General features: G+C 63.1%; 1 protein-coding gene. It reads right to left on the bottom strand.

Features of this window, described 5'->3' with window-relative positions:
* A partial coding sequence (locus DU29_RS01000000130780; RefSeq protein WP_033051141.1) for an efflux RND transporter permease subunit occupies positions 1–469 on the bottom strand: 469 nt, incomplete at both ends.

Below are 469 nucleotides of genomic sequence, written 5' to 3'. Positions count from 1 at the left end.
GATCGCGACAGCAGGCTTGTTGTTGAGCAACGACATCAGCGAGTAGCTGGATGCGTCCATTTCCACGCGCGCCACATCTCGCAGCCGGGTGACCTGACCCTGCGATCCGGTCTTGACGATGACGTCGCCGAACTCTTCTTCCGTCACCAGCCGGCCCTGCGCATTGATGGACAGGAGGAAGTCGCTTCCCGAGGGGTTGGGCGGCGCACCTAGTTGACCGGCCGAGACCTGGACGTTCTGTTCGCGCACGGCTTCGACCACATCGCCGGCGGTCATACCCAGCGCCGCAATTTTGTCGGGGTCCAGCCATAAGCGCATGGCGTAGTCGCCAGAGCCGTTGATCGTGGCATCGCCCACCCCCTGGATGCGTGCCAACTCGTCGCGTACATGGAGCACGGCATAGTTGCGCAGGTACAGCGCGTCATAGCGATCGCCCGGCGAGCGCAACTGCACGACCAGCGTTTCGTTG

Source organism: Pseudomonas sp. Ant30-3 (assembly GCF_000690905.1).
Classification (GTDB): domain Bacteria; phylum Pseudomonadota; class Gammaproteobacteria; order Pseudomonadales; family Pseudomonadaceae; genus Aquipseudomonas.
This window is presented reverse-complemented; position numbering and strand designations above follow the sequence as displayed.